Consider the following 25,367-nt stretch of genomic DNA (forward strand, 5'->3'; position numbering starts at 1 on the left):
GTCCCGAAAGTCGATGAGGTCGTTCGGTGCGGTGTACGCGGGCGAGCTCATCGGCACCCTCCGTGACCTGCGTAAGGAGGGCCGATGTCCCTGGCAGCATGGGACCTTCGGCCCTGACCGGACCGCCCCCGGCGTGATGCGCTGGACTCGGAGGTGGTGGTCATGACCGTCGTTTCCGCGAAGCACGCGCTGGAAGCCGCAGTGGAGGCCGCGCGCTGGGCGCCGTCCGTGCACAACACGCAGCCCTGGACCTTCGTGGTGTCCGAACAGGAGATCGGCCTGCGGGCCGACACGGACCGGAAGCTGCGCGAGAGCGATGTCTCGGGCCGTGAGCTGCTGATCAGCTGTGGCGCGGCCCTGTTCACCATGCGTACGGCGATGCGGTGCGAGGGCTTCGAGCCGGTGGTGCGTACTCTCCCGGACCCGGACCGTCCCTCGTTGCTCGCCACGCTCCGCCCGGGCACCGAGGCGCAAGCGGACGAAACCATCAAGGCACTGGGCGGCGAGATCGAACGCCGGCGCACGCACCGGGCGGGCTTCGCCGACGTGGCCGTCCCGGACGGGGTGGTCGAGCGGCTGGTCCTCGCGGCCATGGAGGAGTGCGCCAGGCTGACGCCCGTCCGCTCCCCGGACGCGATCAGGGTGATCGCCGGGCTCACCCAGGCCGCGCAGGGCGTACAGGCGCAGGATCGCCGCTTCAGCCTGGAGATGATCCGCTGGGCGCGGCCACCTGACAGCAGCCGTACGGACGGGGTGCCCGCCCAGGGCTACCCGCGTGAGGCGGCGCGTACCGACCCGCATTTCCCGCAGCGCGAGTACGCCTGGCAGCACGGCTGGGGCAGCGAGGCCGACCAGCGAGGCGCGACGGCCGTCGGGGTCGTGGCGCTGCTCACGACACGGGGCGACACCCGCCAGGACTGGATCGACGCGGGGCAGGCGCTGCAGCACGTGCTGCTGGAGGCCTCGGCGTACGGCCTCAGCGCCGCCTTCCACACGCAGGCGCTGGAGATGGAGCCGCTCCGCGAGTTCCTGCGGATTCAGCTCTGCTCGGGTGAATACCCGCAGATGATCATGAGGCTGGGCGTCACCTTCGACGACAAGGACTCGATCCGCCGCCCGCTGTCGGAGATCATCGAGTAATCCTACAATTCTGAATACTTCAAAGAATATCGGAATTTCCCAAAGGGGGATTACCAGCCCCCACCTGAAAGTAAAGTAGCGACAAATCCACCGAAAATCGTTACCCTTCCCGTGGCAGTCAATGATCACGGGAGCGTAAATGAATCTTCGTGGAAGGGCATCGACGGCCGCGGCTGTCGGTGCACTGGTCACCGTCGCTACCCTTGCCGCGGGCGGGTTACCCGCGACCGCGGCAGCCGAGGGCCCGGTCACGCACGAGCAGAACCCACGCGTCCCCGAGGGCGCCGCGTGGACGGAGGCGTACTTCCCCTCCTCGGACGGCAGCGGTGTCGAGCTCCACGCCGACGTGCTGCGGCCGGCGCACCTGCCGGCTGAGGCGAAGACGCCGGTGATCGTCTCGGTGGGCCCCTACTTCGCGCACGTGGGGCAGACGTCGCCCGAGGGGTGGGACCGGGTCGGGCCGTCGGCGCGCTTCCGGGACTTCGTCGACGGTGCCAAGCTGATGGCGCGCGGCTACACCTTCGTGATGGTCGACCTGCGCGGGTTCGGCGGCAGCACCGGGTGCCTGGACTGGGTCGGCCCGGGTGAGCAGGCCGACGTCAAGGCTGCCGTCGAGTGGGCGGCCGGCCAGCCGTGGTCGACCGGCAAGGTCGGCATGTACGGCAAGTCGTACGACGCCGTCACCGGGCTGGTGGGCAACAACCTCAAGCTGCCCGGCCTGAAGGCGGTCGTCGCCCAGGAGCCGGTCTGGGACATGTACAACTACCTGTTCAGCAACAAGATCCCGCGGCCCAACGTCACGGGGACGCCGCAGGCGTACAACTCGATCGCGACGCTGCCTTCGATGGCCGACGACAGCGACCGGTACAAGGCGAACGCGGCGTACGAGGCGAGCCATCCGCAGTGCCTGAGCGACAACCTCACCAACAACAACAACCCCGACCCGGAGTCGGCGTACTGGAGCGCCCGCAACCTGGCCGCCCACGCGGCCGGCACCACCACGCCGCTGTTCGTGACCCAGGGGTTCATCGAACCCAACACCAAGCCTGAGGACATGGACGAGTACCTGGCCAACCACCGGGGCCGCGAACGCGGTTGGCTCGGCCAGTGGCCGCACGTGCGGGGCAACGACACCGACGGGGACGGCCGGCTGCAGATGGGTCGTGCCGGCTGGTTCGACGAGGTGATGCGCTTCTACGACCAGTACCTCCTCGGCACCAGGCCGTCGGTGATCGACCCGCCGTACGCCATCGAGGACAGCCTCGGCCACTGGCGCGCCCAGCTGACCTGGCCGGTGGCCACGACATCGTACGACGCGCGGCTCTCCTCCGGCCGGTACGTCGACGACGGCGGCGGGGTCTCGGCGAAGGCCGCCCCGGAGGGCCGCTGGGACATGGAGCACGCGCCGCCGATGAGGCCGCTGTCCGACGCCGAGAAGAACGTGGCCAAGCGGGGCGACGCCGCCGCCAACAGCTTCTGGACCTGGTCCACGCCCGCGACCCGGACGCTCCGGCTCACCGCCACGCCGACGGTCAGGCTGAACGCGAGTACGAGCGGGAACGTGATGGCCCGCCTGTGGGACGTCGCTCCGGACGGCACGGCGACGATGTTCGACGAGAACGTCGCCCTGATCGAGAAGGGCGGACCGATCTCGTTCGACCTGAAGTCGACCGACTGGACCTTCCAGCGGGGGCACCGGCTGGGGGTGCAGCTCGGGACCATCGTCGAAACCGACGGCTGGGGCTGGCTGGACGTGCCCTCGGGCAACACGGTCAAGGTCTCCGGCGCGCGGCTGAGCCTGAACGTGCTGAACGCCAGGTTCGACGTGCCGACCCAGGGTGACCGCTCGCCGTACCTGGACGAGTTCCTCGCGGCGAACACCACCACGCTCGGCGACGTCGGTCCCGGCACCTTCCCGCTGAAGGCCTCGTAGGGCTGACCGGGCGAGCGGCTGCCCGGTCACCGGCGCTCTCCGAGGGGGAGCGCCGGTGAAGCGGCGGCCGATCAGCTCGTCAGGCGACGGTGCAAGCGGCTCCGTTCAGGGTGAACGCAGCGGGCGCGGCGGTGTTGCCGGTGTGATTGGCCTGGAACCCGATGGTGGTGGAGTCGCCGGGTGCCAGCGTTCCGTTGTAGCTGACGTTCTTCGCGGTGACCTGGCCGCTGGCAGGCGTGTACGTGGCGCTCCAGCCGGAGGTGATCGTCTGTCCGCTGGGGAGGGTGAAGACCAGGGACCAGGCGTTGACGGCCGTGGAACCGGTGTTGGTGATCGTGATGTTCTCGGTCAGCCCGGTGTTCCAGGCGCTGATCGTGTCACTGACGCGGCAGGCGCCCGTCCCGCCGCCGGGCGGAGGGTCGGTCGGCGGCGGGGTGTTCCCGTCGAGGCCGAGGAAGGAGATGGCGTAGGCCAGCATGCCGCTCATCGGCAGGTCATGGCCGACGCCGCTGACGCTGATTCCCTCGACGGTCGCCCGGGTCCCGGTGTCGCCGTACCTGGTCCGGGTCCAGGACGACTGCGGGTGGTCGGTGAACGCCGGGGTCTGGCTCAACCCGTGCAGGTTGGTCCACTGCTTGATCTCTTCCCCGAAGTTCGGGTAGGAGAGCGTGGTGTCCGTGGTGCCGTGCCACAACTGCATCCGCGGGTAGCGGCCCGTGTATCCCGGATACATCGACCGGGCCTGGTCGCCCCACTGCTGCGCGGTCTTGATGAGGTTCCCGCCGGAGCACTGGCTGTTCCACAGGGAGCCGTTCGTGGTGGCGAAACACCCGGCGGGTACGCCGGAGAACGCCGCGCCGGCCGCGAACACGTCCGGGTATTCGGCAGCGAGCACATTGGTCATCATCGCGCCGGAGGAGAAGCCGCTGACCACGATCCGCGCGGGGTCGACGTTGTAGCGCTGCCGGGCGTAGGCCACCATCGACATGATGCCGGTCGAGTCGCCGCCGCCGTTGCGCTTGAGCGCGCCCGCCGTGGACACGTCGAAGCAGTGGCCGTCCCTGGTGGCTTCAGGCAGCACGATGATGTACCCGTACCGGTCGGCCGCGGTGACGTAGTCGTGGCCGTTCCAGTTGAAGATTCCACTGGCCGAACCGCCGCAGTAGTGGACCAGGACCAGCATCGCGGGCTGGGCCGCGACCCTGTCCGGGACGTAGGTGTACATGTTCAGGTTCGTGGGATTGGTGCCGAAGTTGGTCACCCGGGTCAGCGACGCGGCGTCGGCGGGCCGGATCCCCAGGAGGACGCTCGCGGCGAGCAGCGGTAGGGCAACGGCCGCGACAACGGCTCTCAGCCTCTGTTTCACGGCTGTCCTTTCTGCTTCGAGAGGGCGGCGGCCGAGCCCGTTGTTAGCGCTAACGCCTGATCCGCGGACCGGCCTCTTTCTGCGTAGGGGTGGTGGTACGGCGGAGCAAATACGACCCGGCGAATCCCGGTCAAGGCTCCGGCCGCCACGCTCCGTCTTTCTCCACGGGGAAACGCGCCTGAGCTGCTCCTACGAAAGAGCAATCCGATGGTGCGCAAAGCGCCGCGCTGAAACTTTCAGCATTCAGCTGGGCGGTTTGGAGGGGTGCAACTTTCCCGAAAGTTGCGGTGTGGAGAACGGCCCTTGGTCAGGGAAAATCGGTGTCCTGGCTCAGTGGATCTGACGCGGCTCAGCCAATCCGATGCCATGACTCACTGGATCTGATGCGGGCTTAGTAAAAGTGATGCGCGACCGCTGTCTGGCATGTGATGATCAGCGCTGCTTCATGGTTGATCAACGGCAAGTCATGATCAGCACCGCCTCGGGAAGGAACTCGAACGATGATCATCCGCGAGTGCCACGAGGACGACCTTTCCTTGCTGGAGCACCACATCCCCTCGGGCCGCATCCGCGTTCACGAAGTCCGCTTCCATCGCCAGCAACAGGGACTGAGCACGTTTCTGACCGCCTGGATCGATGACATCCCAGTGGGACACGGGGAGATTCGGTGGCGCGGATGCGCGGCTGCCGAAGTGCACGAACGATACCCCGACTGCCCCGAACTCAACGGCCTGGCCGTCTGGCCGCCCGACCGACAATCCCAAGGCATCGGCACCACCATCATCCAGGCCGCCGAGGCTATCGCCGCTCAACGCGGCAACCACTACATAGGCCTGGGCGTGGATGACCACAACCCCCGCGCGGCCGCGCTCTATCTCCGGCTCGGCTACGAGGAAACTGGCTGTCTATACCTCGACCGCTACCACTACATCGACGACCATGGCATCCGGCACGAAGTCGCCGACCCATGCCGGTTCCTGATTAAGCCGCTACGAACACGGATGATCAGCAGTTCTTGAGGCGAGCTCGTCGGAAGCTCCTCGCCAGACCCGGCTGCGCATCCTGAACGCATCACTTTCACTGAGCCAGCCAGGTCCATGGCGGATCAGGAGAACTGATGCCTCCCAGCTCAGAGCGTTGTCGGGACATCATTTCCACTGAGCCGAGACAATCGGCGTGCGGCCAGGCGCCGATCGACAAAGCCGCCGGCGAATATCTTGACGGTTGTCGTGGCGATTTCCACACGGAGTTTCCGACTGGCCTCCTTCTGCCGGGGTGGTGGTGGGCGGCAGGTGCCGCCGTCTGTGACGCGGTCCGGCGACTGATCGGCTGCTCCAGCCCCTGACCTCGCCGAGAGCGCTCTATGACGCTCGTTATAGTACGGCTAGGGCAGCTGGGGCTCAAGGGGTGGCGTGCTGTCCATCCTGGACCTGCTCGACAGCGGCGTCTTCTCAGCCGAGCGGGCCGAGGCGGTCCGTAAGAAGCTGCTCTAGCTGGGCCGCGACGTCGTCCAGCGGCTGGATGTCGCGCTTGGCCCGGCACATGGCCACCGTGCCCTCCACCGAGGCGACGATCAGGGTGGCCAACGGGCCGGCGTCCGCGACACCGTGTTCGCGCAGCGCCTCCGCCAGCAGCATCTCCCAGGCGGCGAACACGGCGGCAGCCGCGGCGATCGCCTCGGCCACGCCCTCGGCGGGCGGCTCCTCGACCGCCACGGCCAGCACCGGGCAGCCCGCGCGGAAGCCGCTGTCGAGCACCGTCTGCCGCCACAGGGCCAGGAAGGCGCGCAACCCGGCCACGGGACCCGCCGCCAGCTCGCGCGCCAGCGCCGTGGACACGAGGTCACCGGCATGCCGTACGGCCTCGGCAGCCAGCTGCTGCTTGCCGCGGGGGAAGTAGTGGTAGGTCGAGCCCAGCGGAGCCCCGGAGTGCGCGGCCAGGTCGCGGACGGTGCTGCCGGCCAGCCCCCGCCGCCGGATCAGGTCGGCCGCCCCCATGACGATCCGGTCCCGTGAACTTGCCATATAACGATCGTAATAGCAGGGATGGCGTGCTCTCCGCTACGAATCTACTTTGTAAAGGAAGTGGCCCGGCGTGCGCCCGCCGAAAGCGGGGCGCACGCCGGGCCCATCTCTCTCGATCGTTCAGTTCTTGGCTCTGCCCTGGATGTCGGCTCCGGTGCCGGCGGTGGCGGCGCGCCGGGTGGCGGCCGCTGCCCGCGTGTCGGGGCCGGGCAGGTCGGAGCTGAAGGCGTAGACCACGGCCGCCGTGGCGATGGCGCCGGTGTTCAGCGCGAGTGCCTTGTCGTTGATGTTAGCGATGGTGTCGCAGGCCTGGTGGTAGCAGGAGTCGTAGGGCTGGCCGGCGGTGCCGCCGAACAGCGCGGCCTCCTCGGCGGTCTTGACGCCTTCGGCTCCGGTGAACAGCCCGCCCGCGGGGATGCCGACCGCGATGAACGGCCCGTAGTCGGAGCGGCCGTCGAAGTCGGTGCCGTTGTGGCCCTGGCGCAGGGTGTCGAAGTACTTCACGAAGAGCTTCTCGATCTCGTCGGATCCAGGCGGACCGGCGGGGGCGCCGGTGGCGTCGGAGTCGTCACCGTCGTAGATCTTGAAGGCGTAGTTGGGCGAGGCGACCATGTCGTAGTTGAGGTACAGCTTGATCTTCGCGGCTTCGGCGGCCGGCAGGGACGCCACGTAGAAGTCCGAGCCGAGCAGCCCCAGTTCCTCGGCGCTCCACCAGGCGAAGCGGAGCCTGTTCTTGGTGGGGATCTTGCCCAGCGCCTCGGCTACCGCGAGCGTGGCGGCGCTGCCCGAGCCGTTGTCGTTGATGCCCGGTCCCGCGGTCACGGAGTCGAGATGGGCGCCGGCCATGACGACCTTGTTCGGGTCGCCCCACTTGGAGTCGGCGATCACGTTGTAGGTGGTACGGAACTCGCTGACGGTGTCGGTCTTGAGGTGGACGACGGTCGTGGCCGAGGCCAGTTCCTCACCGACGGCGAAGCTGGTGCCCACGACGGGGATCGAGACGGGCTCGCCGAGGTTGCCGCGCAGGGTCTCGGTCCGGCCGGGCTGGCCCTCGTTGAAGATGATCGCGGCGACGGCTCCCGCGGCCTGGGCGTTCTGGGCCTTGACGATGAAGTTGCAGGTGCCGCGCTGCAGCAGGGCGATGTTGCCCGGGGTGAAGCCGGCGAAGTCGGAGGCTTCGCAGCCGGAGCTCGAGCTGCTCGGTGTCGGGCCCGGTGGCAGGGTGAGGTCGATGTTCTGCAGGGTCGCGGTGACGTTGCCCGAGCCGGAGTAGCTCATGGTGGCGAACTCCCCGACGGACGAGCCGTCGGGCGGGGTCGGGGTGAAGGCCCGCGGGTTGGGCGAGACCCGCTCCATGGAAGCGGTGGACAGTTCCTCGAAATAGGCGAACTCGAACGGCTGCACGGTGACTGTGTAGCCCGCCTTCTTCAGCTTGCTGACGACATAGTCGCGGGAGGCCGTGTGCCCGCTGGTGCCCGCTGCCCGGATGCCGTCGTTGGCGTCGGCGATCGACTGCAGGGCCTGCAGGTGCTTCTTGACGGCGGGCGCGGTGATGGAGTCGATCAGCTTCTTCTGGGCCGGGTTCGGCGCCGGGTCCGCGTATGCCGCGGCGGGGACGAGCGTGAGGGGTAAGGCGAGTGCCGCGGCCACGGTGAGGACGCGGAAGACACCTTGGCGCGAAGTGATGCGCATACAGGCTCCTCTGGCTTGCGCGAATTCGTGCATTCTCCCCGAATGGGCGGCGTACGAGAACATAGAACGACATATCAACCTGGGGAAGGCCCGAATCGCGCCCAGCCACTGTGATGACATGACGGAATCGGGCTATCATCGCCATATGGCGATTGATAGCGACGGCGGCCGTTGCGTGAGTGCCGACATCGCCGCCGGCATCTCTCCGGCGGCGGCACTGTTCCACTCTCTGGCCGACGAGACCCGGCTGCGCATCGTGCAGCGCCTGGCCAGGGGAGAGGCGCGGGTGGTGGACCTGACCGCCGAGCTCGGGCTGGCCCAGTCCACCGTGTCCAAGCATCTGGCCTGCCTGCGCGACTGCCACCTGGTCGACTACCGGGCCCAAGGGCGCCAGTCGTTCTACTCCCTGACCCGCCCCGAGCTGATGGACCTGCTCGCCTCCGCCGAGCAGCTGCTGGCCGCCACCGGCCACGCGGTCGCGCTCTGCCCCGGCTCCGGCCGGACGGGGCTCGTGGGAGAGGCGGCGTCATGACCGCGCTGAACCTGGGCCCGGCGCCGGCCCGCCGCGCCGCGTTGCAGCGCCGCATCCGGCTGCTGGTCGCCGCGACCATCACCTACAACGTGATCGAGGCCGTGGTCGCCATCACCGCCGGCACCATCGCCTCCTCCTCGGCGCTGATCGGCTTCGGCCTCGACTCGGTCGTCGAGGTCGCCTCCGCCGCCGCGGTGGCCTGGCAGTTCTCCACCGCCGACCACGAACGCCGCGAGAAGGCCGCGCTGCGCGTCATCGCCCTCTCCTTCTTCGCGCTGGCCGCGTACGTCACCTTCGACGCCGTACGCGCCCTGCTTGGCGTGGGGGAGGCCGAGCACTCCACCCCCGGTCTGGTCCTGGCCGCGTTCTCGCTGGTGGTCATGCCCTTCCTGTCGTCCGCCCAGCGCCGCGCCGGCCGCGAGCTCGGCTCGGCCTCGGCCGTCGCCGACTCCAAGCAGACGCTGCTGTGCACCTACCTCTCGGCGGTGCTGCTGGTCGGGCTGGCGCTCAACAGTCTGTTCGGCTGGTCCTGGGCCGACCCGATCGCCGCGCTCGTCATCGCCGCCGTAGCGGTCAAGGAAGGGCGTGAGGCCTGGCGCGGAGATGCCTGCTGCGCCGTCCCCACTGCCTCTATCCCCGGGACCGAGTCCGGTGGTTGCGCGGACGGCTGCTGCTCACCCGCGAAGGAGGAACCGCGGTGATCGGCCGTCCGATGCCTGCCCGCGTGCGAGCCGCCTACCGCAGCGAGATGCGGGCCGCCCGCACCGCCACCAGCGGCGACGCCCGCTGGGGGCACCTGGAGCGGGCGCACGTCCCTGGGCCGCTACCTCGAGGGCAACACCGGCCGCGCCACCGTCGGCCTGACCCGGCCCATGCCCGTCCCCGACGATCTGGCTGCGCCAGGTGGGCGCCCGCCAGCGTGGGCAGCGCGATCAGGATCATGGCTGCCCAGGTCGTCCAGCCCGGCAGGGCGGCGTCCAGGGTCGAGATCTGAAGGGCCGGCGGTAGCACCGGCCCTTCGAGCGGCATGAACATGGCGCGGCCTTTCTGACGACTGTGCGACGTAACGGCAGTGCGACAGCGGGGCGGCGAAGGCGGGCCGGTCCGGTCACGTGGTCGCGGCGGAGTCGTCGTACGCGTAGCGGGGGGCAGCTGGGGCGTGCCGTGCCATGGCAGTGGGCACGCCCCAGCAAGGGCCACCGGGCCGGCCCGCGCGGGAGGGGCTAGTGCTCGTGATCGTCGTGGCAGTGCCCGGGACCGCAGTCCGGGAGGTCGGACCATAGATGTTCATGTGTAGAGATAAAGGTCGCGCGGTTGACGGCAAAGGTCTTGACCGAGCGCAGCTCGCTCGAAATCATATGCACATATGAACACTCAGACAGATATCGTGATGAGAGAGCGAAGGCCCACCAGGGGGCACTGCTTGCGTACCTCCAGCCGTTGAAGGAGCTCAGTGCATGTCTGATGAACACGGGCACGACCAGAGCCACGCACGCAGTGACGGCCATGGGCATGGCCACGGACACGGGCATGGACACGGGCACGGCGTCAGCGCGCAGGCGGACCGGCGCTACCTCAGCGGCGCGCTCGCCCTGATCGTCGGTTTCATGGCCATCGAGGTAGTGGTCGGCCTGATCGCCGGGTCGCTGGCGCTGATCTCCGACGCCGGCCACATGCTCACCGACGCGATGGCGATCGTGCTGGCGCTGGTCGCGATGCGCATCGCGGCCCGCCCGCCGCGCGGCGGCTTCACGTACGGGCTCAAACGCGCGGAGATCATCTCCGCCCAGGCCAACGGCATCACCCTGCTGCTGCTCGCGGTCTACTTCAGCTATGAGGGCATCCGCCGCCTGATCGAGCCACCCGAGGTCGAGGGCCTGTACGTGGTGGTCACCGGGCTGGCCGGCATCGCCGTCAACGTGGCCGCCACCTGGCTGCTGTCCAAGGCCAACCGCTCAAGCCTCAACGTCGAGGGCGCCTTCCAGCACATCCTCAACGACCTGTACGCCTTCATCGCCACCACGCTGGCCGGCCTGGTGGTCTGGCTGACCGGCTGGGGCCGCGCCGACGCCGTCGCCGCGCTCGTCGTCGCGGCGCTGATGCTCAAAGCCGGTTGGGCGCTGGTCCGCGACGCCGGACGGGTGTTCATGGAGGCCGCCCCGGCGGGGGTGAACCCCGCCGAGGTCGGTGGCCGGATCGCCGCCCTGGACACCGTGGTCGAGGTGCACGATCTGCACATCTGGGAGGTCACCTCCGGATACGCCGCTCTGTCAGCACACGTGCTGGTCGCGCCCGGCGCCGACTGCCACGCCGCGCGCCTGGCCGTCGAGGAGCTGCTGCACGAGGGCTACGGCATCACGCACACCACCTTGCAGGTCGACCACGCCGAGCCCGACGGCCACGCCGTGAACGACAGCGCTCCGCGTACCCTCCTGCAGCACTGCGCTGACCCCCACGGCCCCACGCACCACGGCATCCGGCCCGACGAGACGGAGATCGGCGACTGCCACGCGGCCACTGACACGCCTCAGGCGTGAGCTGTCGCCGCCGAGGGTGGCGAGCCCGTACGCCTGCACGGCCTCGTAGACGAGCACGTCAGCCCGGCTGCCGGGCAGCAGCCCCGTCACGATGCCGCCGACGATGCCGGTGATCAGTCCGAGCTCGGCGGGCACCCCCGAGGCGACGGCGACGCCCACACACAGCGGCAGCGCGACGAGGAAGGCCGGATACTCGCGCAGCCGCTCCAGTTGCGCGAGCACGTGGGCCTGCACCGCTCGGGCGATCCTGTGCGCCGGTGGCGGCGCGTCGAAGCCGTCGTTCGTACGGTCCTGGACCGAGCGAAGGCAGCAGGGAGCGACCCGTGTCAGACGGGTCGGCCGACTCGCAGCGCGCTCTGGGCCAGCCTCGTCACCCTCGAATTCCCCCGATCACCATGGCCTGAAGATGATCACACGCTGGTCGGCGCCACATGAAGCGGGCGAAAAGCTGACTATTCAGAGTCAAGTCCGGCGAGCGCCACCCGGCCGGTGGGGGAGAGCCGGTGACGCCGGTCCAATCGCCTGACGGCCGCCGCCGAGGCTGCTCCCGTGACGGCCAGCAGCAGCCACGGCAGACCGGCCAGGCCGGTGGCGCGGGACGAGTCGAGCAGGGCCCCGGACAGCAGGTTCCCGGCCAGGATGCCGACGCCGGACAGCAGGTTGTACAGCCCGTAGTAGGTGCCGATCAGCCGGTCTCCCGCCATGTCGGCGATGGTGGCCATCTCGAACGGGAAGGCGACCAGCGTGCCGAGGGTGAGCAGGAGGGTGCAGAGCACGACGGGGGCCATCGCCCACCCCGGCGGGAGGGACAGGTGGGCGGCCGCGGCGGGTGGCAGGAAGGCGATCCCCATGAGCACCAGGCCGCGGCTGATCGCCTGCCCGCGGGTCCACCGGGCCGAGCACCAGCCGGTCAGGCGCACCTGACCGGCGATGCCGAGCAGCGCCGAGATGGCGTAGAGGGCCGTCACGCCGCTCTCGCCTCCGCCGAGGCGCTGCACTTCGAGTGGCAGGGCCAGATACATCTGGTACGACAGCGCGTACGAAGCGATCATCGCCGCGGCGAAGGAGACGAACGCCCGGTCCCTGAACGCCATCCGCCAGTCGCGCAGCACCGGCTGCTCCTTCCCCGCCGGGCCGCGCCGGGCCGGCAGGCAGCAGCCCTGCAGGACGGTCAGCACCGCGAAGATCGCCGCGGCGGAGAGGCACACGGCGGTGAAGCCGGTCTTCAGCAGGACGATGCCGACCAGCGGGCCCAGCAGGATACCGCCCTGGTAGAAGACGTTGAACACGGCGAAGGCCGCGACCTTCCGCTCCCCGGCCGCGACCGCCAGGTAAGCGCGGGCCGCCGGATTGAACAGCGCACCCGCGAAACCCGTCACGACGGCGGCCACGATCAGCAGCGGCAGTGACGTGGTCAGCCCGAACAGCGCGAACCCGGCGGTCCGCAGCGCACAGCCGAGCATGATCAGCGGTTTGTAGCCGAGCCGGTCGGCCAGGGTGCCGCCGATCAGGAACATGCCCTGCTGGCTCAGGTTCCGCAGGCCGAGGACCAGCCCGATCGTCCAGGCCGCCAGGCCCGCGCCGCTCGACAGGTGCTGGGCGAGATAGGGCATGAGCATGTAGAAGCCGAGGTTGATGCCCGCCTGGTTGACCTGCAGGAGCTGGATCGGCCGGTCGAAGGAGCGGAACTCCCGCAGCACGCCGCTCATCTCGCGCCTGCCAGTGGGTCCGTCACGGTGGCGCAGCGCGTCCAGCGGCGCACCTCCCGCTCGGTCGGTACGTCCAGCAGGTCCGGCTCCTCGGCCGGCACCGTGCCCAGCAGGCCGTGGGCGCGGCAGGCCCAGACCGCTTCGGCCGGGCTGACCCAGTGCACCTCGCTGAAGGCGTCATAGGCGACGTTGCGGGAATGGATGCTGGAGCCGAGGCCGCGCATCAGCCGGGCCCTGGCGGGCTGGCCGCAGATGGTCGAGCCGACGGTGTCGACCCCGACCAGCTTCAGGTCGGGGAAGTGGTGGCGCAGCACGTTGTGGATGCCGGCGCTGTGCCCGCCGGTGCCGACCGAGCACACCAGCGTGTCGATGTGCGGAAGGCGGGCCAGCAGTTCGTGGGCGAGCCCGGCGTAGGCGTCGACGTTGTCCGGGTTGTTGTACTGGTCGGGACAGTAGGCGCCGGGAGTCTCGGCGAGCAGGCGCTGGACCCGCTCGCGGCGGGCCTGCTGCCAGCCGCCGACCGGGTGCGGTTCGGTGACGATCTCCAGCCGTACGCCGTAGGAGGCGAGCAGCCGGCACATCAGCGGCTCCATCCCGGGGTCGTCCACCAGCACGACCGGATGGCCGAAGACGATCCCGGCCAGGGCCAGGCCCAGTCCCAGAGTCCCGCTGGTCGACTCGACGATCGTCGCGCCCGGCCGGAGATCTCCCCGGGCCCGCGCCCGGCACACCATGTGCAGGGCGGGACGGTCCTTGATGCCGCCCGGGTTGAAGCCTTCCAGCTTGGCCCAGAATCCCCCTCCCGATACGAAGGGCTCCGAAATGAACACCAGCGGCGTATCGCCGACGGTCAGCGAAAGCGACGCTGAATCGGTGACGAGCGCCTCTTGCGGGCGCGCGAAAGCAGTTTGTGATGGCATGGGTGAATTCCCGGAAGCGAATGACGCAATTCGCTGGCATGACGGAACGGCCGCGAATCTGAGTGGATATAGGACGACTTAAGGATGTCGTGACTCCTATATGCGCATCACGCAGAGATTCTCCAGATAGGGCGCGGCAAGGCGGACCGCACGCGCCGGGGCGATCGGGATCTCGGCGCCGCCATGTGCCATCGCGGCCGACCGGGTCGCCGGCGTGGCCATGGAGAGGGGTGTGTCGTCCAGACTGATCGCCGAGCAGTCCGGTTCGGTGCCGTGCCGGTGACGGGACGGCAACTCGCGATGCAGGCACCGCGCGTCGTACCCGGCGGTGTCCCCGACGGTGCTCTCGGCGGTGTCCACGGCAGCGCCCTCGGCAGGGTCCACGGCAGGGTCCACGGCATGGATGGCCGGCTCCGACAACTCCACGGCCGCGCACGCGCCGCCATGGGCGAACACCACGCCGATGAGCAGCACGAGCATGACCGCCGCACGCGCCGTCAGCCGTCCGGCCGGGCGGTGAGAACGGGTCGTTCGTGTCGTGAGCATCACTGGTGATGATGCCCGGGAGCCCGCCGGACGCGCCCGGCGAAATCAAAGATTCCGGTAAAGCTCCAGCTGCCGTTCATCCTGAAAGACATCTCGCGACACGAATAAATGAAGGCCGTACCGTGCCGCGATTCAGGTGACACTGGACATTCGCGTATCCCTGCCGACTTACCAAGAACCCGCAGAAAGCCATCGGCCTTCAGGCCGTGGATGAATGCGGCCCCGCCAGGGGATGGCCCGCCGAAGGCGGGGCAGACCGGAGCGCACAGCGCGGACCAGAACCTTGCCGAAATCACTTGCAGCAGTGACGTGGCCGGGTCTACAGTCGGTGGTGGTCGAACAAGCGAGCGATAACCAAGCCGCGCGGGAGATCGCTTTTATGGAACAAGGCGGCCGGGCTGGTCGTCTCAGGACGTGGAGACTTCGGGGTTGCCCGGTCTGTGAAGCGTCAAGCACCCCGTTCCATAACCTATGGCGTCCAGCGCTGTGGGTTGCCGTCGCAGGCGGCACGGGAATCCTCGTCCCTTCAGGGCGAGGTGCAGGTCAAAGGTGGTGTTTTCCGTGACCCTGTCGAGACGCCGGGTCTTCGCCGGGCTCGGCGCGATCGCCGCGGGCCCGGCGACCGCGGACGTGCTCTTCGCATGGCGCGGCGCCACCCCGGAGCAGGTGGCCCGGGATGAGCGCTTCTGGGCTGGCGTCGCCCGTCAGTTCCGGGTGAGCCCCGACTTCGTCAACCTGGAGAACGGCTACTACGGCATCATGTCCGAGCCCGTCCCTACCCCGCCACCGACATCCGTTCCCGCGTGCACTCCGGCACCATGAACGTCGCCCCCGTCCTCGCCGTGGACGCCGCCCTGGACTTCCACGACAACCTCGGCGCCGCGGTCAAACAGGCCCGCCTGCGGTTCCTGCGCGACCGCTGGGTTCAGCCGCTCCGCGACGTCGGGAACCTGGAGATCCTCACCCCGGACGAATGCGGCATGTACAGTGCCATCACCGCGTTCCGGCTCCGCGGCCGCACCACCGAAGCCGACAACGCCGCCATCGCCGACCGCCTGATGAACGAACACCGGATCTTCACCGTCGCCCGGACGGGCATGGCCGGCGGCGGCGCCGTCCGCGTCACGCCCGCTCTGTTCACCTCCGCGGAGGACATCGATCGGTTCGCGGCCGCTCGCCGCGAGGTCTGCCGGCAGGACGGGCGCTCTTGACACGGCATCCGGGCTTCGCCCTATCTTGCTCATATGAATGGTTCTTCAGATGAGGGCGTGTTGGCGATGGATGGATGTGCTGCCAAGGTAGTGGACGCCGACCGCGTGGCCGCCGTGTGCGAACGGATGCCGGCCGCCGAGGACCTGACCGACACCGCGGACATCTTCGGCCTGCTGTCGGACCCCAACCGGCTGCGGCTGCTGGTCGCCCTGCTCGACGGCGAGCTGTGCGTATGCGACCTGGCCGCGGTCACCGGCCAGAGCGAGTCGGCCGTCTCCCACGCCCTGCGGCTGCTGCGCGCGCACCGCATCGTCGCCGCGCGCCGCTCCGGCCGGATGGCCTACTACCGCCTGGAGGACCCGCACGTACGGATGCTGCTCGACCTGGCGCTCGCCCACACCGAGCACACCGACGCCATTCACCCCGAACGCGACGGGAGCACCTGATGGGCGCCGGACACGGACACGGGCACGCCGGAAGCCGTCACCGGTGGCGGTTGGCGGCCTCCTTCGCCCTGATCGCGACCCGGCTCGACGGGCGGCGTCAGGGGTGAAGTGGACCGTCCCGCGTAGTGGGGCAGGAGCAGTCGATTCGCCGCCGGGCGAACCGGTGTCTGTGCGGCTCAGCGGGGTGGGTTCTGCTGCTCGATGTACTGGCGCATGATCGACAACGGAGCACCGCCCACCGACCCGGCGAAGTACGAGCCGGACCACAGCTTGTTCGCCACCCCGCCCGCCTCGCCCCAGAAAGCGGCCTGCTTGCGCGCGGCCGGCCGGTGGTCGCTCGGCTGGGTGGTCACGGGCCTGCTGAGCTACCTGCTGACCCTGTCAGAGATCGATCATCGCGCTGCCCGTCCCGAACCTGCTCGTGTACCACGAGCTGCTGGGTTTCAGCCTGTCCATCCCGCGCGCCGGCGTGCTGCTCCTGCTGGCGGCCCCGCCCGGCGCGCCGGACCCGCTCGGCGATCAACGGCTGGCCGCGGTCGCCTACCTGCTGGTCGCGCTGCTCGCCCTACGGCTGGCCCGGTCACGTGCACCGCGTACGTGAGCGCGGCCACGGCGGTGTTCATAAGTCGTGATCGAAATGTTCCGGCTGGGGGATCATGCCCGCCCGTACGCTACGACGAAAGGGGAACAACGGGGAGGCATGCATGTCGTTCATGACGCGGATGACGGCGGCGTTCAAGGGAGAGGTCCGGGCCGACGAGCTCGAGGCCTATCGCCGGGCGGGCGGGCTCGTCTACACAGAGCTGGAGCGGGCCGAGGCGCTGCGCTCCCGGTTAGCCGCCGAGGGGGTGAACCTGTGGCACGGCCCGCAGGCCGCCGCCGGGCAGCTGCTGTGCACGTGGAACGCGTTCGTTCTGCAGGCCATCGGGGAGCACCTGCTCGACGCCGACTATGCCGCCGACCCGAGCACCGTCGGCTACGTGCCGCAGGTCACCGCTCTGCAGGTCGACGCCTGCTTCTCCCAGGTGGAGAACTGGGTCTCACGAGCCCGCCAGGCCGCGGGGAACTCCCGCTACCTGGTGGAGAACGAGCTGCTGCTCCCCGCTGACCTGCCCGAATGGGCCGAGGCCAGCCCCTGCCCGCTGCCGCACCTGAAGGGCATGCTCGCCGCCTCACGCGCGATCCGTCAGCACGCCGAGGTCGCGCTCGGCGTCTTCGAACAGACCGTCGCCGACGCCGACAGGCACCGCCCCGCGCTGGAACGGCTGCGCCAGCTCGCCGCCGAGGCGGCGACGACCGCCGACTACGCCGAAGGCCTGCTCGACGCCGACCCGGCGCCGCGCATGCACGAGGCCATCGAGCAGCGCCTGCAGCGAGCCCTGGAGATCTACTACCACCTCGGCCAGCTGATCGCGATGCCCGGTCTGATCACCGGCTACAAGGGACCGGATGTACGGCAGGCCGTCCCGCCCGCGAACCTGAGGGTCTCCGACGCCCGCAACTTCGACCCGTGGTGCCTGACCGATCCGCAGAAGCGGAGCTTCTGGCAGGCCGACCCGCGGGCGCACCAGGCGATCAAGGAGATGTGGGACTACGACCCTGCCCCCGCCCTCACCTTGCGCATCCAGGCCGAGATCGACGCCGCCCGGCACAACGGCGCGATTACCTTCGCCACCGACGCCCAGGGGAAGCCGTTCGGCAGCTACTACTGCTGCCCCTTCTCCGCGATCTACCTGGTGCGCCGTCCGGTCGTCATCGCCGGCCGCGCGCTGCGGGCGATGCAGACGTTCACGCTGGAGGTGTCGGCCGAGGACGTGCCGAAGGGCGGCCCGTTCAAGCGGGAGCTCATCGTCTCCAGCTTCAGGCCGACGAACGAGGTCGACTACTGCGACCCGGACGGCCTGCACGGCGACTGACCCCGCGCGACACGGATAACTGATCAGGATCTAGTCCAGCCAGCCGAGCTTGGCCGCGCGTACGCCGGCCTGGAAGCGGCTCTCCGCCCCCAGGATCGCCGTCAGCTCGGCGACGACCCGGGTCACGGTGCGGTTCGACACGCCCAGCTTGCGGGCGATCGCGTCGTCCTTGGCGCCGGTCGCCAGCAGGCGCAGGACCGCGTGCTGCTGCTCGGTCAGCGCCATGCCGTGCACCGATCGCGGTACGTCCTGCGGCTCCGAGGCCGTCAGCCAGAGGTAGTCGTAGATCGCGGCCAGAGATCTGACCACGTTGCCGCCGCGGATCAGCACGGCGCCGGCTTCGAGATCCTCGGGGTCGGCCTGGATGATCGCGATGCGCCGGTCGTACACGAGCATGCGTGTCGGGACGATGGGAGCGACCCGGATCTCGATGCCCTCCGACGCCCGTGCGCGCAGATGATCGCGCACGAGCGGGTCGGACAGCGAGATCTGTGCGTGGATGCTGCGGATACGGACGCCTCTGCTCAGCGAGACCTTGTTGCGCTCGACGCCGCCGTCCAGCCTCTGCGGGGTCCAGTTCGCGGCCGGGTGCAGCTCCGCTATCTCGTGCTGCGCCATCTCCGCCAGCTCGTTGAGCCGCTGGTTGAGGCGGGTGGCGCGCTCCTGCCGGGGATAGAAGTGCACTGATGTGTCGTCGTCGGACTGCCGGCTGAGTCCAAGGTAGTTCCTGGCCAGAGAGGCGGTCAGGACGTGCTGTTCGACCAGCTTGTCCAGGGCCCGATGGCTGCGTTCCAGGCTGAGTGCCAGGGCCGCGGACGCCTCGACGCTGAGCTGGGATCCGGGGCTGAGCAGGCCGAGGTGGATCAGGCGGTCCCGCACGGTGTTCTGCTGGGCCTCGGTGAGGCCCAGCGCGGCGGACGCGTCGGCGACGGTTTCGCCTCTGGTGTGGACGCGTTCGTACAGGGCCTGGGCGAGGCGGTCTTCCTCGGTGGGCGAGGCATCGGTCATGTGGCGGTCCCTGTCGTTGCCGAACAAACGCGGAAACCATGACATAGCGCCATGCGCTTCTCCAAGCCCCGACATGTCTGTTTCTCGCCATGGCGTGACTCGGAAGGCCCCGAAGCCTGTCACGGGACTCCCGCTGCGGGCAAGATCTTCAGCAGGCGCGCCGTTTCCAACCATTTCAACACTGGGAGCATGGATGATCACTGTCGCCTACAGTCTGGTCACCTACCACGTCAGCGGGCTGTCCACGAAGAGCTGCGAGCACTGCCTGGCGAGCATCCGGTCCGAGCTCATCCTGGTGCCCGGCGTCGTGGGCGTGGACCTGAACCTCGAGGAGTCGAAGGTCAGCATCCTGACCGACGGTCCTGTCGACGACAGCCGAGTCAAGGACGCGATCGCGGCCGCCGGATGCGATGTCCTGAACTCCTGACGGCGCCGACAACCCTCCGGAAGCCGGCACGCCCGGCTTCTGGAGGATTGTCGTTCATACCCTGCCTACGTATATTTCGAGAAGGGACATACGTATAGGGGGTATGGAGTGGGGCAAGAGTCGGGGATATCCGCTGCGGCACCGGTCGAAGGGTTCGTCGCGGACGGGTACGACAAGGTGCTCGAAGCGTTCCAGCGACTGGTGCACGACGGACGGGAGACCGGGGCCGGAGTGTCGGTCTGGCGGGACGGCCGGGAGGTCGTCCGGCTGAACGGGGGATGGGCCGACGCCGCGCGGCACCGTGCCTGGCGCACCGACACCCTCGTCCAGCCGTACTCGCTGTCGAAGGCGTTCGTGACGCTCGCCGCCCTGGTGGCGGTGCGCGACGGCGCGCTGACGCTGGACGAGCCGATAGCCGGATACTGGCCCGCATACGGGGTCAGGGGCAAGGAGCACACCACGCTGCGCCAGGTGCTCACGCACCGGGCCGGGCAGCCGCGGTTCCCTGATGAGGCCGCGGGCCTGGACCTGCTCGATGATGCCGGACTACGCGAAAGCCTGGTGCAGGCGGCGCCGGAGTACGCTCCCGGAACGTCGCTCGGGGAGCACGCGCTGACCTACGGGCACCTGGTGGACGGGATCCTGCGCGCCGGTGCCGGCACCACCCTGGGGGAGTTGTTCAACGGGGTGATACGGCCCGCGCTGGGGCTCGACGCCTGGTTCGGGGTGCCGGATGACGCGCTCGAGCGCGTCGCCGATCTGGAGTACGCCGACCCGGAATGGCCGCGCCGGCTGCATGCCGCGCCGTGGCTGCAGATTCCCGACGGGACCCTGGACGTCGAGCGGGCGAACTCCAGGGCCTGGCGGCAGGCGGTGTTCGGGGCGGTCAACCTGCACACGACGGCGACCGCCATGGCGCGGTTCTTCTCCCGGCTGATCGAAGCGGACGGCCCGGTGCGCGCCCTGCTCGGGCCGGAGCTGCACGCCGAGCTCCTCGCTTCCCAGGTCACGGATGTCGACGAGGTCTTCGGCACCAGGATCACCTGGACGCTGGGCTTCGTCCGAGACCGCGGCAAGATCGCCAAGGGCGGGATCGGCGGCTCGGCGGCCTGGTGGTCGCTCAAGCACCACCACGGCTGTGCCTATGTGACGCGACGGCTGGACGATCACTCGCGCGCCGCGGAGATCGCCGCCGCGCTGGGCGACGACCTGAGCGTGGTGGGCGAGGACTGACCCGGCCGCGTCACCCCCCAAGCCATGGGGGGCCCGTGGCAGCGGGGCCGCCGTCGTAGGGTGGATCGCATGGTGAGGACAGCGGCACGACAGCCCGTACCCGCTCGGCGCGCGGACGCCGAGCGCAACATCGCCGCGATCCTCGCCGCGGCGACCCGGCTGCTCAGCGCTGACGCCGCGGCGAGCGTGGCCGACATCGCCAAGGCCGCGGGAGTGGGGAGAGTGACGCTGTACGGTCACTTCCCGTCGCGGGAGGCGCTGCTGGACGCGGTGCTCGATCACGCGGTCGACGTGGCGGACGCGGTGCTGGCGGACGAGTCGATCGACACGGCACCCGCTCCGGAGGCCATGGCGGGGCTGCTGCGGTCGTCCTGGGAGGTGCTCGACCGGCACCGCCGCCTGTTCCTGGCCGCCGACCGGGTCCTGGCCACGGAGCGGATCCGGGAGCACCATGACCGGCCGTTGCAGCGGGTGGAGCGGCTCATCGCGCGCGGGCAGCGCGACGGCGACTTCCGGACCGACCTGCCGCTGGCCTGGCTGGTGACGACGTTCTTCTCGATCATCCACAGTGCCGCGCAGGAGCGCGAGGCGGGGCGGCTGGCGCCCGAGGAGGTCGAGCCGGTGCTGATCAAGACCATGCTGTCGCTGCTCTCGCCGGCCGAAGGGTGATCCGCTCAGGCGGAGCCGCGTCGGCGCGGTGATGTCAGGGCGTTCAGCCGTGTGCCCCGGCTCGCTGGAAGTCCAGGAGCCGGGGCCATGAGCCGTATGCACGGGATGGTCGGCGGTGTGTCAGGTGCGGGAGGTGGCGGTCTCGTCGGCGGCTGCCGGCTGTGCCGTTCTGCGGGTACGGAGGGTCGCCGCCGCGAGCAGGGCGCCTGCGAGGGCGATGGCCGACGCTCCGATGAAGGCGGAGGAGAAGCCGCTGGTCAGCGCCGGCAGGTTGCCGAGTTGGGCGGCGCCGTTGGCGGCGGCGACGGCGGTCATGGCGGCCAGGCCGAGGGCGCTGCCCACCTGGTAGCTGGTGTTGACGATGCCGGAGGCGAGCCCGCCTTCCTCGGGGCGGGCGGAGGAGATGGCGGTGCCGAGGGAGGGGATGAAGGCCAGCGACATGCCGAGTGCGGCGACGAGGCTGGCGGGCAGGACGTCGGCGGTGAAGCTGCCGTCGGGGCTGATGAGTGAGAGCCAGGCCATGCCTGCGGCGAGCAGGATCAGGCCGGTGATGGTGGTCGTCTTGGGGCCGAACCGGTTGATGGCTCGGGGGGCGATGGTGATCATGCCGAGCATGATCAGGACGGTCATCGGCAGGAGGGCGGCGCCGCTGGGGAAGGCGCTGTAGCCGAGGACCTGCTGCAGGTAGAGGTTGAGGAAGAACCACATGGGGATCCAGGCCCCGCCGAGCAGGAGCTGGGTGAGGTTGGCGGCGGCCAGGTCGGGGGTGCGGAAGATGGACAGCCGCATCAGGGGCTCGCGGCGGCGGGCCTGGATGGCGACGAAGGCGCCGAGCAGGACGACGGCGGCGGCGAGCACGAGCCAGGTCTGGGGCGAGTCCCAGCCGATCTCGGGTGCGCGGACGATGGCGTAGACGGCGGCGCCCAGGCCGGCGGTGACGGTGAGTGCGCCGGTGATGTCGATGGAGCCGCGCTGGGTCTGGGCGGCCGGCATGAGCGGGCCGGTGGTGAGCAGGGCGAGCAGGGCGATGGGGATGTTGATGTAGAAGACCCAGGGCCAGCTCAGGTACTCGGTGATGACGCCGCCGAGGAACACGCCTGCGGTGCCGCCCGCCGGTGCGGCGGCGCCGTACAGGGCGAGGGCCTTGGTGAGCTCTCTGGGGTCGTGGCCGAACAGCATCATCAGCAGGGTGAGGGCGGACGGGGCGATCAGGGCCGCGCCGACGCCCTGGACGGCGCGGCCGGTCAGCTCCACCCACACCTCGGGGGCGACGCCGGCGACCAGGGAGCCGGCGAGCAGGATCAGCCATCCGGCCGCGAACAGCCGGCGGGCGCCGAACAGATCGGACAGGCGTCCGCCGAGCAGCAGCAGCCCGCCGAAGGCGACGACATAGGCGTTGAACACCCAGGACAGGCTCTCCTGGGTGAAGCCGAGGTCCTCCTGGATGCGGGGCAGGGCCACGCCGATGATCGACGTGTCCATGATGACGATGAACTGGGCCAGGGCGATCAGGGCCAGGGCGGTCCATCGCCGTGGGGATGGTGCGGACATGAGGGTCTCCAAGTTCGACTCATATACCTGGGTGGGGTACCCGAACGAGGCTTAATAAATACCATGGGGGGGTATCTGTCAAGCGGCTTGGTGCCTCGACCTCCTGCCCGGCGTCGGCGCCTGCCGGCCCTTCCATGCGAATGGCTCCGAGCCGATCGGCTCGGAGCCATTCGCCGTGCTGGTTCAACGGCGATGCAGCGTGAACCAGGACGTGGGTACGCGATTGGTGCCAGGGGTGACGTCGGTGAGTTCCCAGCCGGTGAAGCGGCTGCGGAGTTCGTCGGCGGTGACGCCGGTGAAGCCGTCGTCGAACGCTTCCGGGCCGTACCCGAACATCAGCAGCCGGGCACCGGGAGTGGCCCGGGAGGCAACGCGTACGGCCCCTCGACCGCGGCGACGAGCTCGGGAGCCGGGATGCCGCTGTCCCACGGCGGCTTGCCGGACAGGTAGTAGGCCTGCAGCGTGCGCTTGACGGCGAGCTCGCGGCCGTGTTCGGAGCGCCCTCCCAGGCTGCTGAGCCGCCAGGTGATCTGAGCCAGCTTCATCTCGTCCTCCGGAACTATTTAGAGTTTATCTCTAGATATCAACTCTAGATATAGACTTGAGCTGTGAGCACTGTCAAGCGGCTGGACAAGCGGACCGAACGATCCCGACAGACCCGCGCGAAGATCGTCGCGGCGGCGCGGGAGCTGTTCCTCGAGCATGGATATGGGGCCACGAACCTCCAGGACGTCGCCGACCGGGCCGGCGTCGCCGTGCAGACGATCTATTTCGTCTTCCGCAACAAGCGCGCGCTGCTGAAGGAACTGGTCGACACCACCATCGCCGGTGACGACGAGCCGATCGCCACCATGGACCGTCCCTGGTTCCGCGAGGCGTGCGCGGCGGCGACGGCTGCGGACCAGCTGCGGCAGCACGTGCACGGCACCAGGCTGATCCTCGACCGGGTCGCCCCCATCGCGAAACTCCTCGAGACCGCCGCCGCCAACGATCCCGAGATCGCCACGATGTGGCCGACCGGTGAGGATCCGCGCTTCACGGTGCAGACGGCCGCCGCGCAGGCCCTGGTCGCCAAGCCCGGCGCCCGCCCCGGGCTGTCCGCCGCGATGGCGGCCGACCTGCTGTACTGCCTGCTCAGCCCCGACCTGTACCTCGTCTTCGTCCGCGACCGCGGCTGGTCGCCGGTCGAGTGGGAAGCCTGGGCGTACGGAACCCTGCACACCCAGCTGTGCGAGGGGGTGGGCTGAGCCGGTTCCTGCGGCGCCGCGCTATCTACTATGTCTTTGCGTGGAAGGCCCGACGTAATGGCAGAACTCCGGCCGGTCCTTGGCAGGATGCTACGAGGCTAGTTAGTACACTGCTGCTAACGATGTGCCGATTGTCCAGGGAGGGCCGGTGGGGGTTGCGCGGCGACGCCTCGTGCTGCGAGTCGCGCGCGCGTTCCTGCTCGTCGTCCTCGCTATGGGCGTGTACGGCATGCACACCCTGGGCCACGTCCACGGCCGGCACAGCCGCCCCTCGTCCGACGCGCACGGGATGAGCGTCGGGGAGGAACCCCTTCTTGTCGTCCCGGCGGGGCTCCGGGCGTTCGTTCCCGAGCATGAGATGCCGGGGCTCGACCCGACCAGCGTATGCCTGGCGATACTGACGTCGTTCCTGGTCATGCTGCTGATGGCGGCCTGGGCCAGAGTGGGGCGGTCGACGTATGACGGCGTCGGAGGCCCCCCGCCCGTGCGGCAGGTGGCCAGGCCGCCGCCGAAGCCCACGTCTGTGAGGCTGGCCGGTCTCTCGATGCTGCGCATATAGGCCGATGACCGCGCGGACGACGGTCCGCGATCAGGCCGACAGTTCCCACACATCGAGAGAACGATCAACCATGCGTATCAACCGCACGATGTCCTTCACCGTCGCCGCCGGCACGCTCGCCCTGCTGACCGCCTGCGGCGGCAACGGCGACTCCATGGCCGCGCACGAGGGGATGAGCAGCGCGAGCGCGCCTGCCGCCACCACCGCGAGCGCGCAGCCGTCGAGCACCTTCAACGACGCGGACGTCATGTTCGCGCAGATGATGATCCCGCACCACGAGCAGGCGGTCGAGATGGCCGAGCTGGCCCCGACGCGCGCGAGCGACCCGGAGATCAAGGAGCTCGCGGCGAAGATCAAGGCGGCTCAGGACCCGGAGATCCAGACAATGAAAGGCTGGCTGGCCGAGTGGGGCAAGCCCGCTGAGTCGGGCATGGGGCACAGCATGCCGGGCCTCATGTCTGAGGAGGACATGAAGAAGCTCGATGCCGCCAAGGGCAAGGAGTTCGACAAGCTGTTCGCCAAGCAGATGATCGCCCACCACGACGGCGCGATCGAGATGGCCGGGACCGAGCAGGCCAACGGCTCGAACCCGCAGGCCAAGGAGCTGGCCAAGGCGATCGAGTCCACCCAGCGGACCGAGGTGGAGCAGTTGCAGAAGATCCTCGACCGGCTCTGATGTCAGGTCCGCCCGGGCGCGACG

29 protein-coding genes are annotated in these 25,367 nt (G+C 69.4%); 18 read left to right on the top strand and 11 right to left on the bottom strand.

Features of this window, described 5'->3' with window-relative positions; translation table 11 throughout:
* The first annotated feature begins 162 nt into the window (after positions 1-162).
* Both ABD830_RS28580 and ABD830_RS28585 read left to right on the top strand, forming a co-directional pair.
* Positions 163-1,140, top strand: coding sequence for an Acg family FMN-binding oxidoreductase (locus ABD830_RS28580; protein ID WP_344993843.1), 978 nt, complete (start codon positions 163-165; stop codon positions 1,138-1,140).
* A gap of 139 nt (positions 1,141-1,279) precedes the next feature.
* Positions 1,280-3,073, top strand: coding sequence for a CocE/NonD family hydrolase (locus tag ABD830_RS28585; RefSeq protein ID WP_344993846.1), 1,794 nt, complete (start codon positions 1,280-1,282; stop codon positions 3,071-3,073).
* A gap of 79 nt (positions 3,074-3,152) precedes the next feature.
* On the opposite strand, the gene ABD830_RS28590 is transcribed toward ABD830_RS28585, so the two are convergent.
* A complete protein-coding gene (locus tag ABD830_RS28590) occupies positions 3,153-4,439 on the bottom strand; it encodes an extracellular catalytic domain type 1 short-chain-length polyhydroxyalkanoate depolymerase (protein WP_344993849.1) in 1,287 nt (428 codons plus the stop codon).
* A gap of 500 nt (positions 4,440-4,939) precedes the next feature.
* On the opposite strand from ABD830_RS28590, the gene ABD830_RS28595 reads away from it, so the two are divergent.
* Positions 4,940-5,458 (top strand): GNAT family N-acetyltransferase, encoded by a 519-nt coding sequence (locus ABD830_RS28595; RefSeq protein ID WP_344993850.1) that lies wholly within the window; start codon positions 4,940-4,942, stop codon positions 5,456-5,458.
* Between the two features lie 432 nt (positions 5,459-5,890).
* On the opposite strand, the gene ABD830_RS28600 is transcribed toward ABD830_RS28595, so the two are convergent.
* Positions 5,891-6,463: a TetR/AcrR family transcriptional regulator gene (locus ABD830_RS28600; RefSeq protein ID WP_344993853.1), complete on the bottom strand. Its 573-nt coding sequence runs from the start codon at positions 6,461-6,463 to the stop codon at positions 5,891-5,893.
* Positions 6,464-6,583: 120 nt separating this feature from the next.
* The gene (locus ABD830_RS28605; RefSeq protein ID WP_344993856.1) at positions 6,584-8,155 is read right to left on the bottom strand and encodes a M28 family metallopeptidase; all 1,572 of its coding nucleotides are present in this window, start codon (positions 8,153-8,155) and stop codon (positions 6,584-6,586) included.
* A gap of 145 nt (positions 8,156-8,300) precedes the next feature.
* Between ABD830_RS28605 and ABD830_RS28610 the strand changes: the two genes are divergently transcribed.
* From ABD830_RS28610 to ABD830_RS28625, 4 genes are all read left to right on the top strand, one after another.
* On the top strand, positions 8,301-8,687 hold the full coding sequence (locus tag ABD830_RS28610) for an ArsR/SmtB family transcription factor (protein WP_344993859.1): 387 nt from the start codon (positions 8,301-8,303) through the stop codon (positions 8,685-8,687).
* Positions 8,684-9,388 (top strand): cation efflux transmembrane domain-containing protein, encoded by a 705-nt coding sequence (locus tag ABD830_RS28615; RefSeq protein WP_344993862.1) that lies wholly within the window; start codon positions 8,684-8,686, stop codon positions 9,386-9,388. Before ABD830_RS28610 ends, ABD830_RS28615 begins: the two co-directional genes overlap by 4 nt.
* A gap of 114 nt (positions 9,389-9,502) precedes the next feature.
* A complete protein-coding gene (locus tag ABD830_RS54365; RefSeq protein ID WP_425567199.1) occupies positions 9,503-9,718 on the top strand; it encodes a DUF3703 domain-containing protein in 216 nt (71 codons plus the stop codon).
* A gap of 426 nt (positions 9,719-10,144) precedes the next feature.
* Positions 10,145-11,224: a cation diffusion facilitator family transporter gene (locus ABD830_RS28625; RefSeq protein ID WP_344993868.1), complete on the top strand. Its 1,080-nt coding sequence runs from the start codon at positions 10,145-10,147 to the stop codon at positions 11,222-11,224.
* A gap of 452 nt (positions 11,225-11,676) precedes the next feature.
* Here ABD830_RS28625 and ABD830_RS28630 read toward each other — a convergent pair whose 3' ends face one another.
* From ABD830_RS28630 to ABD830_RS28640, 3 genes are all read right to left on the bottom strand, one after another.
* Positions 11,677-12,933, bottom strand: a complete 1,257-nt coding sequence (locus ABD830_RS28630; protein ID WP_344993871.1) for an MFS transporter — start codon at positions 12,931-12,933, stop codon at positions 11,677-11,679.
* On the bottom strand, positions 12,930-13,853 hold the full coding sequence (locus tag ABD830_RS28635) for a PLP-dependent cysteine synthase family protein (RefSeq protein WP_344993874.1): 924 nt from the start codon (positions 13,851-13,853) through the stop codon (positions 12,930-12,932). Before ABD830_RS28635 ends, ABD830_RS28630 begins: the two co-directional genes overlap by 4 nt.
* Positions 13,854-13,949: 96 nt before the next feature.
* Positions 13,950-14,399, bottom strand: a complete 450-nt coding sequence (locus ABD830_RS28640) for a hypothetical protein (RefSeq protein WP_344993877.1) — start codon at positions 14,397-14,399, stop codon at positions 13,950-13,952.
* A gap of 561 nt (positions 14,400-14,960) precedes the next feature.
* On the opposite strand from ABD830_RS28640, the gene ABD830_RS28645 reads away from it, so the two are divergent.
* From ABD830_RS28645 to ABD830_RS28655, 3 genes are all read left to right on the top strand, one after another.
* Positions 14,961-15,221, top strand: coding sequence for a hypothetical protein (locus ABD830_RS28645; RefSeq protein WP_344993880.1), 261 nt, complete (start codon positions 14,961-14,963; stop codon positions 15,219-15,221).
* Positions 15,218-15,610: an aminotransferase class V-fold PLP-dependent enzyme gene (locus ABD830_RS28650; protein ID WP_344993883.1), complete on the top strand. Its 393-nt coding sequence runs from the start codon at positions 15,218-15,220 to the stop codon at positions 15,608-15,610. The genes ABD830_RS28645 and ABD830_RS28650 overlap by 4 nt, the downstream gene beginning before the upstream one ends.
* A 66-nt stretch (positions 15,611-15,676) precedes the next feature.
* On the top strand, positions 15,677-16,057 hold the full coding sequence (locus ABD830_RS28655) for an ArsR/SmtB family transcription factor (protein ID WP_344993886.1): 381 nt from the start codon (positions 15,677-15,679) through the stop codon (positions 16,055-16,057).
* Positions 16,058-16,233: 176 nt separating this feature from the next.
* Here the strand turns inward: ABD830_RS28655 and ABD830_RS28660 are convergent, their stop codons facing one another.
* Positions 16,234-16,410 carry a transposase gene (locus ABD830_RS28660; protein WP_344993889.1) on the bottom strand — a complete coding sequence of 59 codons (177 nt, stop codon included), beginning with the start codon at positions 16,408-16,410 and terminating at the stop codon, positions 16,234-16,236.
* A 68-nt stretch (positions 16,411-16,478) separates the two neighbouring features.
* On the opposite strand from ABD830_RS28660, the gene ABD830_RS28665 reads away from it, so the two are divergent.
* The gene (locus ABD830_RS28665; protein WP_344993892.1) at positions 16,479-16,658 is read left to right on the top strand and encodes a hypothetical protein; all 180 of its coding nucleotides are present in this window, start codon (positions 16,479-16,481) and stop codon (positions 16,656-16,658) included.
* Between the two features lie 103 nt (positions 16,659-16,761).
* Positions 16,762-17,973, top strand: coding sequence for a hypothetical protein (locus tag ABD830_RS28670; RefSeq protein WP_344993894.1), 1,212 nt, complete (start codon positions 16,762-16,764; stop codon positions 17,971-17,973).
* Positions 17,974-18,003: 30 nt separating this feature from the next.
* On the opposite strand, the gene ABD830_RS28675 is transcribed toward ABD830_RS28670, so the two are convergent.
* On the bottom strand, positions 18,004-18,981 hold the full coding sequence (locus tag ABD830_RS28675; RefSeq protein ID WP_344993897.1) for a helix-turn-helix transcriptional regulator: 978 nt from the start codon (positions 18,979-18,981) through the stop codon (positions 18,004-18,006).
* Positions 18,982-19,174: 193 nt separating this feature from the next.
* On the opposite strand from ABD830_RS28675, the gene ABD830_RS28680 reads away from it, so the two are divergent.
* From ABD830_RS28680 to ABD830_RS28690, 3 genes are all read left to right on the top strand, one after another.
* Positions 19,175-19,408 (top strand): heavy-metal-associated domain-containing protein, encoded by a 234-nt coding sequence (locus ABD830_RS28680; protein ID WP_344993900.1) that lies wholly within the window; start codon positions 19,175-19,177, stop codon positions 19,406-19,408.
* A 108-nt stretch (positions 19,409-19,516) separates the two neighbouring features.
* On the top strand, positions 19,517-20,641 hold the full coding sequence (locus tag ABD830_RS28685; RefSeq protein ID WP_344993903.1) for a serine hydrolase domain-containing protein: 1,125 nt from the start codon (positions 19,517-19,519) through the stop codon (positions 20,639-20,641).
* 69 nt (positions 20,642-20,710) lie between these two features.
* Complete coding sequence (locus ABD830_RS28690) at positions 20,711-21,310, top strand: TetR/AcrR family transcriptional regulator (protein WP_344993906.1); 600 nt, start codon at positions 20,711-20,713, stop codon at positions 21,308-21,310.
* Positions 21,311-21,430: 120 nt separating this feature from the next.
* On the opposite strand, the gene ABD830_RS28695 is transcribed toward ABD830_RS28690, so the two are convergent.
* The 3 genes from ABD830_RS28695 to ABD830_RS28705 all read right to left on the bottom strand — a co-directional run bounded on the left by ABD830_RS28695 (position 21,431) and on the right by ABD830_RS28705 (position 23,406).
* Complete coding sequence (locus tag ABD830_RS28695) at positions 21,431-22,861, bottom strand: MFS transporter (protein WP_344993909.1); 1,431 nt, start codon at positions 22,859-22,861, stop codon at positions 21,431-21,433.
* Between the two features lie 183 nt (positions 22,862-23,044).
* Complete coding sequence (locus ABD830_RS28700) at positions 23,045-23,197, bottom strand: hypothetical protein (RefSeq protein WP_344993912.1); 153 nt, start codon at positions 23,195-23,197, stop codon at positions 23,045-23,047.
* Positions 23,197-23,406 (bottom strand): hypothetical protein, encoded by a 210-nt coding sequence (locus tag ABD830_RS28705; RefSeq protein WP_344993916.1) that lies wholly within the window; start codon positions 23,404-23,406, stop codon positions 23,197-23,199. The genes ABD830_RS28700 and ABD830_RS28705 overlap by 1 nt, the downstream gene beginning before the upstream one ends.
* Before the next feature lie 63 nt (positions 23,407-23,469).
* Here ABD830_RS28705 and ABD830_RS28710 point away from each other — a divergent pair, with 63 nt between their 5' ends.
* The 3 genes from ABD830_RS28710 (at position 23,470) to ABD830_RS28720 (ending at position 25,343) form a co-directional block, all read left to right on the top strand.
* Positions 23,470-24,108, top strand: coding sequence for a TetR/AcrR family transcriptional regulator (locus tag ABD830_RS28710; RefSeq protein ID WP_344993918.1), 639 nt, complete (start codon positions 23,470-23,472; stop codon positions 24,106-24,108).
* Positions 24,109-24,256: 148 nt separating this feature from the next.
* Complete coding sequence (locus tag ABD830_RS28715) at positions 24,257-24,667, top strand: hypothetical protein (RefSeq protein ID WP_344993921.1); 411 nt, start codon at positions 24,257-24,259, stop codon at positions 24,665-24,667.
* A 70-nt stretch (positions 24,668-24,737) separates the two neighbouring features.
* Positions 24,738-25,343: a DUF305 domain-containing protein gene (locus ABD830_RS28720; protein WP_344993924.1), complete on the top strand. Its 606-nt coding sequence runs from the start codon at positions 24,738-24,740 to the stop codon at positions 25,341-25,343.
* The last annotated feature ends 24 nt before the right edge of the window (positions 25,344-25,367 follow it).

The organism is Nonomuraea helvata (assembly GCF_039535785.1).
Classification (GTDB): Bacteria; Actinomycetota; Actinomycetes; order Streptosporangiales; family Streptosporangiaceae; genus Nonomuraea; species Nonomuraea helvata.

Bases quoted from the DNA above. Each gene is read 5' to 3' on its own strand.
- ABD830_RS28580 (WP_344993843.1), top strand. From the start codon at position 163: ATGACCGTCGTTTCCGCGAAGCACGCGCTGGAAGCCGCAGTGGAGGCC.
- ABD830_RS28585 (WP_344993846.1), top strand. From the start codon at position 1,280: ATGAATCTTCGTGGAAGGGCATCGACGGCCGCGGCTGTCGGTGCACTG.
- ABD830_RS28595 (WP_344993850.1), top strand. From the start codon at position 4,940: ATGATCATCCGCGAGTGCCACGAGGACGACCTTTCCTTGCTGGAGCAC.
- ABD830_RS28600 (WP_344993853.1), bottom strand. From the start codon at position 6,463: ATGGCAAGTTCACGGGACCGGATCGTCATGGGGGCGGCCGACCTGATC.
- ABD830_RS28605 (WP_344993856.1), bottom strand. From the start codon at position 8,155: ATGCGCATCACTTCGCGCCAAGGTGTCTTCCGCGTCCTCACCGTGGCC.
- ABD830_RS28610 (WP_344993859.1), top strand. From the start codon at position 8,301: ATGGCGATTGATAGCGACGGCGGCCGTTGCGTGAGTGCCGACATCGCC.
- ABD830_RS28615 (WP_344993862.1), top strand. From the start codon at position 8,684: ATGACCGCGCTGAACCTGGGCCCGGCGCCGGCCCGCCGCGCCGCGTTG.
- ABD830_RS28625 (WP_344993868.1), top strand. From the start codon at position 10,145: ATGTCTGATGAACACGGGCACGACCAGAGCCACGCACGCAGTGACGGC.
- ABD830_RS28630 (WP_344993871.1), bottom strand. From the start codon at position 12,933: ATGAGCGGCGTGCTGCGGGAGTTCCGCTCCTTCGACCGGCCGATCCAG.
- ABD830_RS28635 (WP_344993874.1), bottom strand. From the start codon at position 13,853: ATGCCATCACAAACTGCTTTCGCGCGCCCGCAAGAGGCGCTCGTCACC.
- ABD830_RS28640 (WP_344993877.1), bottom strand. From the start codon at position 14,399: ATGCTCACGACACGAACGACCCGTTCTCACCGCCCGGCCGGACGGCTG.
- ABD830_RS28650 (WP_344993883.1), top strand. From the start codon at position 15,218: ATGAACGTCGCCCCCGTCCTCGCCGTGGACGCCGCCCTGGACTTCCAC.
- ABD830_RS28655 (WP_344993886.1), top strand. From the start codon at position 15,677: ATGGATGGATGTGCTGCCAAGGTAGTGGACGCCGACCGCGTGGCCGCC.
- ABD830_RS28670 (WP_344993894.1), top strand. From the start codon at position 16,762: ATGTCGTTCATGACGCGGATGACGGCGGCGTTCAAGGGAGAGGTCCGG.
- ABD830_RS28675 (WP_344993897.1), bottom strand. From the start codon at position 18,981: ATGACCGATGCCTCGCCCACCGAGGAAGACCGCCTCGCCCAGGCCCTG.
- ABD830_RS28680 (WP_344993900.1), top strand. From the start codon at position 19,175: ATGATCACTGTCGCCTACAGTCTGGTCACCTACCACGTCAGCGGGCTG.
- ABD830_RS28690 (WP_344993906.1), top strand. From the start codon at position 20,711: ATGGTGAGGACAGCGGCACGACAGCCCGTACCCGCTCGGCGCGCGGAC.
- ABD830_RS28695 (WP_344993909.1), bottom strand. From the start codon at position 22,861: ATGTCCGCACCATCCCCACGGCGATGGACCGCCCTGGCCCTGATCGCC.
- ABD830_RS28700 (WP_344993912.1), bottom strand. From the start codon at position 23,197: ATGTTCGGGTACGGCCCGGAAGCGTTCGACGACGGCTTCACCGGCGTC.
- ABD830_RS28705 (WP_344993916.1), bottom strand. From the start codon at position 23,406: ATGAAGCTGGCTCAGATCACCTGGCGGCTCAGCAGCCTGGGAGGGCGC.
- ABD830_RS28720 (WP_344993924.1), top strand. From the start codon at position 24,738: ATGCGTATCAACCGCACGATGTCCTTCACCGTCGCCGCCGGCACGCTC.